Below are 6,783 nucleotides of genomic sequence, written 5' to 3'. Positions count from 1 at the left end.
CCGGGCCGCCGAGCTGGCCGCCCTGGATCTGGCGAAGACCAACTTCTTCGCCAACGTGAGCCACGAGTTCCGTACCCCGCTGACCCTGGTGCTCGACTTTGGCGCCCCGGCGTACCGCGTCGGCGGTGACCGGGTCGTCGCCGCTGGTACCCCACCACTGGAGAAGTCGCCCGTCGGTGTGTGCGGCCGCCGCGATCTGGTGCCAGCCGATCACCGTCCTACCCAGTCCGGCGACGATCTTCTGCACCCGCTCGACGAAGCCGGTGTACGCCTCGCCCTTGACCTTGAACGCCTCGTCGCCGCCGATGTGCAGCCAGCCACCAGGGGTGAGCGCGGCGAGCTCGCCGAGCACGTCGGCGACGAAGTCGTACGTCCGCTCGCTGGCCGGGTCGACGTAGCTGAACCCGACCTCGGTGCCGGCGTACGGCGGCGGTGCGATCCGGTCCGGCGCCAGTTCGGGGTACGCGGTCAGCGCCGCGTGGGTGTGCCCGGGCAGGTCGATCTCGGGGATCACGGTGATGTGCCGAGCGGCGGCGTACGACACGATCCGCCGGTAGTCGGCCCGGGTGTAGTACCCGCCGGGGCCGCCGCCGACCTCGTTGGCCCCGCCGACGGTGGCCAGCCGTGGCCAGGAGTCGACCGCGATCCGCCAGCCCTGGTCGTCGGTGAGATGCAGGTGCAGCCGGTTGAGCTTGTACCGGGCCAGGTGGTCGATCACCCGCAGCACGTCGGCGACGGCGAAGAAGTGCCGGGCCACGTCGAGCATCGCGCCCCGGTGCGGGTACCGGGGGCGGTCGACGATCGACCCGCCGGGCAGCACCCACCGCTCGGCGACCGGCGTGGCGCTCTCGATGGTTGCGGGTAGCAGCTGCCGCAGCGTCTGCACCCCGTGGTGGAGCCCGGCGGCGGTGCCGGCGGCGATCCGTACCCCTGCGGGGGTGACGTCGAGCCGGTAGCCCTCCGCGCCGAGGTCGGTGTCGCCGGTCAGGTCGAGGGCGATACCGCCGGCCGGCGCGGGTGCGGCGGCGTCGGTCACCGGCAGCGGGTACCCGGTGGCCGGGCGCAGCAGCGCGGCGAGCTGCTCGCCGACGGCCAGCGCGGCCGGGGCGGCGCTGACCCAGATCACCGTGTCGGCACCGAGCAGGTGGTCGGCGCCGGCGACCGGCGTGACCCGCTCGGGGGCGGGCACCACGTCGCCCAGCCGGACCGGTGCCGGCGGGGCGAGCAGCGCCGCCGCCTGCCGCTCCGCCGCCCCCGCCAGCTCCCCGGCGGTACGCCCCGAGGTGCGCGCGGGCTCGACCGCGTGCCCGGCCGGGGTGTCGCCGGACGAATCGAGCGGTTCCGGTGCGGTGGTGGACGGCGAGGACACGACGACAGCTCCGAGGGGTGTATTCGCGGCGGTTATGGCAATGGTGCGAGGTGTGGTGACAGTGCGTGCCGTCAAGAGTACGAGGAGGTCGGCGGTTGCGTGATCCTGCGCGTGGAAACGTTCCCAAAAACCGCCACGAACGCGGATAGTCGTGATTGCTGTGCCTATTGTCACCGAATGCTCCCGGGCCCCGCGTTGTTCGCTTAGCCTTCGCCCACCGATCGGCACAGCTCCCCGGATTACCGGTGGTCGGCTCCGGGGTATCTGATAACTGAACCTTCGTTAAGTGTCAATCCGGGCGCGTGGGAGGCTTTGGTGGCAGCGCAAGAGACGGTCGAACACAAGTACGTCTACGACTTCGCCGAGGGCAACAAGGACCTCAAGGACCTGCTCGGCGGCAAGGGGGCCAACCTGGCCGAGATGACCAACCTCGGCCTGCCGGTCCCGCCCGGCTTCACCATCACCACCGAGGCGTGCAAGGCGTACCTGGCCACCGGCGAGGAGCCCGCCGGGCTGGCCGACCAGATCGCCGCCCACCTGGCCGCGCTGGAGCAGGCGATGGGCCGGCGCCTCGGCGACCCGGACGACCCGCTGCTGGTCTCCGTACGTTCCGGGGCGAAGTTCTCCATGCCCGGGATGATGGAGACCGTCCTCAACGTCGGGCTCAATGACCGTTCGGTGATCGGTCTCTCGGCGCAGGCCGGTGGCGCGGCCGACCCGACCGCCTCCGGCGGCGCGGACCGCTTCGCCTGGGACTCGTACCGGCGGCTGATCCAGATGTTCGGCAAGACCGTCTGCGAGGTGCCGGGCGAGGAGTTCGAGCACGCGCTCGACGACGCCAAGCGCGCCAAGGGCACCACCAGTGACCTCGACCTGGACGCGGACGACCTGCGCGGGCTGGTCGACGCGTACAAGAAGATCTTCAGCAAGCACACCGGGCGGGAGTTCCCGCAGGACCCGCGCGAGCAGCTCGACCTGGCCATCCGGGCGGTGTTCGAGTCGTGGAACGCCGAGCGGGCGGTGGTCTACCGCCGGCAGGAGCGCATCCCGGCCGACCTCGGCACCGCGGTCAACGTGGTGGCGATGGTCTTCGGCAACCTCGGCCCGGACTCCGGCACCGGCGTCGCCTTCACCCGCGACCCGGCCAGCGGCGCGCAGGGCATCTACGGCGACTACCTGGCCAACGCGCAGGGCGAGGACGTGGTCGCCGGCATCCGCAACACCGTGCCGTTGCAGGAGCTGGAGCGGATCGACAAGCCGGCCTACGACGAACTGCTCGACTACATGGCCCGGCTGGAGCGGCACTACAAGGACCTGTGCGACATCGAGTTCACCATCGAGCACGGCAAGCTGTGGATGTTGCAGACCCGGGTCGGCAAGCGCACCGCCGCCGCCGCGTTCGTCATCGCCGGTCAGCTGGTCGACGAGGGTCTGATCGACCTCGACGAGGCGCTGCACCGGGTCAACGGCGCCCAGTTGGCCCAGCTGATGTTCCCGCGCTTCCAGCTCGACCACGAGTTCCAGCCGGTGGCCACCGGCATCGGCGCCTCACCGGGCGCGGCGGTCGGCAAGGTGGTCTTCACCTCGGCCCGCGCGGTCGAGTTGGCCGGCCAGGGCGAGGCCGTCATCCTGGTGCGCCGGGAGACCAACCCGGACGACCTGAACGGCATGATCGCGGCGCGCGGCATCCTCACCTCGCGCGGCGGCAAGACCAGCCACGCCGCGGTGGTGGCCCGGGGGATGGGCAAGACCTGCGTCTCCGGCGCCGACGAACTGGACATCGACGTGCCGAAGCGGCGGTTCACCGTGGCCGGGCGGACCGTGACCGAGGGCGACGTCGTCTCCATCGACGGCACCACCGGCAAGGTCTACCTGGGCGAGGTGCCGGCCACGCCCTCCGAGGTGGTGCAGTACTTCGAGGGCCAACTCGACCCGGCGACCATCGACGACGCGCTGCTGAAGGCCGTACACCGGATCATGTCGCACGCCGACGCCAAGCGGCGGCTGGCGGTACGCACCAACGCCGACACCGCCGGCGACGCCGCCCGGGCCCGGCGCTTCGGCGCCGAGGGCATCGGGCTCTGTCGCACCGAGCACATGTTCCTCGGCGACCGGCGTGAGCTGGTCGAGCGGCTGATCCTGGCCCGCGACGAGACCGAGCGGAACGACGCGCTGGCCGCGCTGCTGCCGTTGCAGCGGGCGGACTTCGTGGAGATCTTCCGGGAGATGGACGGCCTGCCGGTGACCGTCCGGCTGATCGATCCGCCGCTGCACGAGTTCCTGCCCCCGCTGGAGCAGCTCGCGGTCGACGTGGCGGTCGCCCAGGAGCGCGGCGAGGACGTCGCCAAGGAGGAGGCGCTGCTCGCCGCGGTACGCCGGATGCACGAGCAGAACCCGATGCTGGGGCTGCGCGGCGTACGTCTCGGCCTGGTCATTCCCGGCCTGTTCGCGATGCAGGTCCGGGCGATCACCGAGGCCGCGGTGGAGTGCGCGCGCCAGGGCCTCCGCGCCTACCCGGAGATCATGGTCCCGCTGGTCGGCGCGGTACAGGAGCTGGAGACGGTACGCGCCGAGGCCGAGAAGATCATCGCCGAGGTGGTCGGGGGCAGCGACGTCGAGGTGCTGATCGGCACCATGATCGAGGTGCCCCGGGCGGCCCTGACCGCCGGCCAGATCGCCGAGGCGGCACAGTTCTTCTCCTTCGGCACCAACGACCTGACCCAGATGGCCTGGGGCTTCTCCCGCGACGACGTGGAGGGCGCGTTCTTCTGGCGCTACCTGGAGCTGGGCATCTTCGGCATCTCACCGTTCGAGTCCATCGACGCCGACGGGGTGGGCCGGCTGGTGCGCATCGCGGCGGAGGAGGGCCGGGCGGCCCGCCCCGGGCTGAAGCTCGGCGTCTGTGGCGAACACGGCGGCGACCCCGACTCTGTGCACTTCTTCCACTCCGTCGGGCTGGACTACGTCTCCTGCTCGCCGTTCCGGGTGCCGGTGGCTCGGCTGGAGGCCGGCCGGGCCGCGGTGGTCACGGCCGGCTCGGACAGCCGCTGAACGAGCGTGCCGGCGGGCGGCTCGTCCGCCGGCACGCGCTCAGATCGGTGGCCGGCGCCAGGTGATGTACGGATCCCGGTGCACTCGCGGGGCCGGCAGGGTGGCCATCGGGGTGCGCACGACCAGCGGGGCGTGCGGATCCGGCGGGTTGGGGGCGGGCGTCGGGCGGCGGCAGGCGGCGAGTGCCGGGCCGGCGCGGTGGACCACCGCCCGCGCCTCCTCCCGTAGTGCTGCCAGGTCCGCCCCGGGGGCGGCGATCAGGGTCAGCAGGGCGTCCCGGCCGGCCGGGTAGGTGACCACGCAGCCGGCCGCGGTGTGCACCACGGACTCGTGGAACTCGCCCTGCCGGACGGTGGCCGCCATCCGACGGCCGAGGCCGAAGCTGGCGGCGGCCAGGGCTGCCAGGTGGGTGGCGTCCGTCGCGGGCAGATCACTGGAGATCAGCAGGCCGTCCGTGCCGGCGAGGACCGTGCCGGCGACCTCGGGGCGGCGTCGGCGCAGCTCCCGCAACTCGGTGCCCATCATCGTTTCCGCGTTCACGAGCGTGTCTCTCCCGCCGGTCGTGTCTCCGCCTCAACAGGTGACGTTCCGCGATGGCGACGCTACCCGTAGGCGTCGATTCGCGCGATCCCGTGACCGTCGGCGATCGGCCGACAACTCTCGTCTGATTGGAGGATGTGGACCCGCCGGGCGCAGGTCGTGGGAGCGCCGTACCGACCGGCCGGGCGTAACCTGAGCTCTCCCGGACCGTCGTCGCGAAGGGGTGGGGATTGAGCGCTGGGCGGGCTGAGGAGGACGCGGCGCGCTGCGTGCCGGAGCCGGCCAAGGACGACGGCCACGGCCGGTCGCCGTACGAGCGGGACCGGGCGCGGGTGCTGCACTCGGCGGCGTTCCGCCGGCTCGCCGCGAAGACCCAGGTGCACACGGCGGGCACGGACGACTTCCTGCGTACCCGGCTGACCCACAGCCTGGAGGTGGCGCAGATCGCGCGGGAGATGGGCGCGCGGCTGGGCTGCGACCCCGACGTGGTGGACACCGCCGGGCTGGCCCACGACCTCGGGCATCCGCCGTTCGGGCACAACGGCGAGGCAGCGCTCGACGTGGTCGCCGCCACCTGCGGCGGGTTCGAGGGCAACGCGCAGACGCTGCGCGTGCTGACCCGTCTGGAGGCCAAGGTGTACGCCCCGGACGGCGGGTCCGCCGGGCTGAACCTCACCCGCGCCTCGCTCGACGCGGTCAGCAAGTACCCGTGGCCCCGCCAGCCGGGCCGGCGAAAGTTCGGGGTGTACGCCGACGACCTGCCCGTCTTCGGCTGGCTGCGCGAGGGCGCCCCGGCCGGCGAGCGGCGTTGCCTGGAGGCGCAGGTGATGGACTGGGCCGACGACGTGGCGTACTCGGTGCACGACGTGGAGGACGGCATCCACGGCGGGTACCTGACGCTGGAGCCGCTGCTCGCCGACGCCGACGAGCGGGCGGCCCTCTGCGCCGACGTGGCCGCGATCTACTCGACCGAGTCACCCGGTTACCTCGGCGAGGTGTTGCTGGACCTGCTCGCCGACCCGGTGCTCGCCCCGCTGGCCGGGTACGACGGCAGCCACCGCGCCCAGGCCGCGCTGAAGGCCACCACCAGCGTGCTGACCGGCCGTTTCGTGGCGACCGCCGTGGCCGCCACCACCGCCCGGTTCGGTCCCGGGCCGCACTGCCGGTACGCCGCCGACCTCGTCCTGCCCCGGCCGCTGCGCGCCCGGTGCGCGCTGCTCAAGGGCATCGCCCTGCGGTACGTGATGCGCCGGCCCGACGCGGTGGGGCGCTACCAGCGGCAACGGGAGATCCTCACCGAACTGGTCGCGGTGCTGGCCGAGCGGGCACCGGACGTGCTCGACCCGGTCTTCGGCCCGCTGTGGCGGGCGGCCCCGGACGACGCGGCCCGGCTGCGGGTGGTGGTCGACCAGGTGGCCTCGCTGACCGACCCGGCCGCGCTCGCCTGGCACACCCGCCTGATCCCCGCCTGAGCGGACCGGGGGGTGAGGGTAGCCTAACCAGATGACCGAGCGCCCCAAGACAGTGACCTCCGCCCGAGTGCTGCGCACCGAGCGGCCCACCGCGCACGTGGTCCGGCTGGTGCTCGGCGGGGAGGAACTGGCCGGCCTGCCGGTCGGCGAGTTCACCGACCACTACATCAAGATCGTCTTTCCGGTTGCCGGGGTCGACTACCCGCGCCCGATGGAGCTCGCCGCGATCCGTCGCGATCTGCCGCGTGAGAACTGGCCCCGGCTGCGGGCGTACACGGTGCGGGCCTGGGACGCGGCGGCGGGGGAGATGACCGTCGACGTGGTGCACCACGGTGACGAGGGGCTGGCCGG

At 72.8% G+C, this 6,783-nt stretch carries 5 protein-coding genes; 3 read left to right on the top strand and 2 right to left on the bottom strand.

Features of this window, described 5'->3' with window-relative positions; genetic code table 11:
- Positions 1-1,369, bottom strand: a 1,369-nt coding sequence (locus tag AB0M52_RS28125; protein WP_363959807.1) for a beta-N-acetylhexosaminidase, incomplete at its 3' end; no start/stop codon positions are given.
- Between the two features lie 315 nt (positions 1,370-1,684).
- On the opposite strand from AB0M52_RS28125, the gene ppdK reads away from it, so the two are divergent.
- Positions 1,685-4,420: a pyruvate, phosphate dikinase gene (ppdK, locus tag AB0M52_RS28120; RefSeq protein ID WP_363959804.1), complete on the top strand. Its 2,736-nt coding sequence runs from the start codon at positions 1,685-1,687 to the stop codon at positions 4,418-4,420.
- A gap of 39 nt (positions 4,421-4,459) precedes the next feature.
- On the opposite strand, the gene AB0M52_RS28115 is transcribed toward ppdK, so the two are convergent.
- Positions 4,460-4,960 carry a roadblock/LC7 domain-containing protein gene (locus AB0M52_RS28115; protein WP_363959801.1) on the bottom strand — a complete coding sequence of 167 codons (501 nt, stop codon included), beginning with the start codon at positions 4,958-4,960 and terminating at the stop codon, positions 4,460-4,462.
- 230 nt (positions 4,961-5,190) lie between these two features.
- Here AB0M52_RS28115 and AB0M52_RS28110 point away from each other — a divergent pair, with 230 nt between their 5' ends.
- Together AB0M52_RS28110 and AB0M52_RS28105 are read left to right on the top strand one after the other, a co-directional pair.
- The gene (locus AB0M52_RS28110; protein WP_363959798.1) at positions 5,191-6,432 is read left to right on the top strand and encodes a deoxyguanosinetriphosphate triphosphohydrolase; all 1,242 of its coding nucleotides are present in this window, start codon (positions 5,191-5,193) and stop codon (positions 6,430-6,432) included.
- A gap of 31 nt (positions 6,433-6,463) precedes the next feature.
- A partial coding sequence (locus AB0M52_RS28105) for a siderophore-interacting protein (protein ID WP_363959795.1) occupies positions 6,464-6,783 on the top strand: 320 nt, incomplete at its 3' end.

This window comes from Micromonospora sp. NPDC051296, assembly GCF_040682255.1.
Taxonomy (GTDB): Bacteria; Actinomycetota; Actinomycetes; order Mycobacteriales; family Micromonosporaceae; genus Micromonospora; species Micromonospora craterilacus.
The sequence above is the reverse complement of the archived record's forward strand: the minus strand, read 5'-3'. Positions and strand labels throughout refer to the sequence as shown.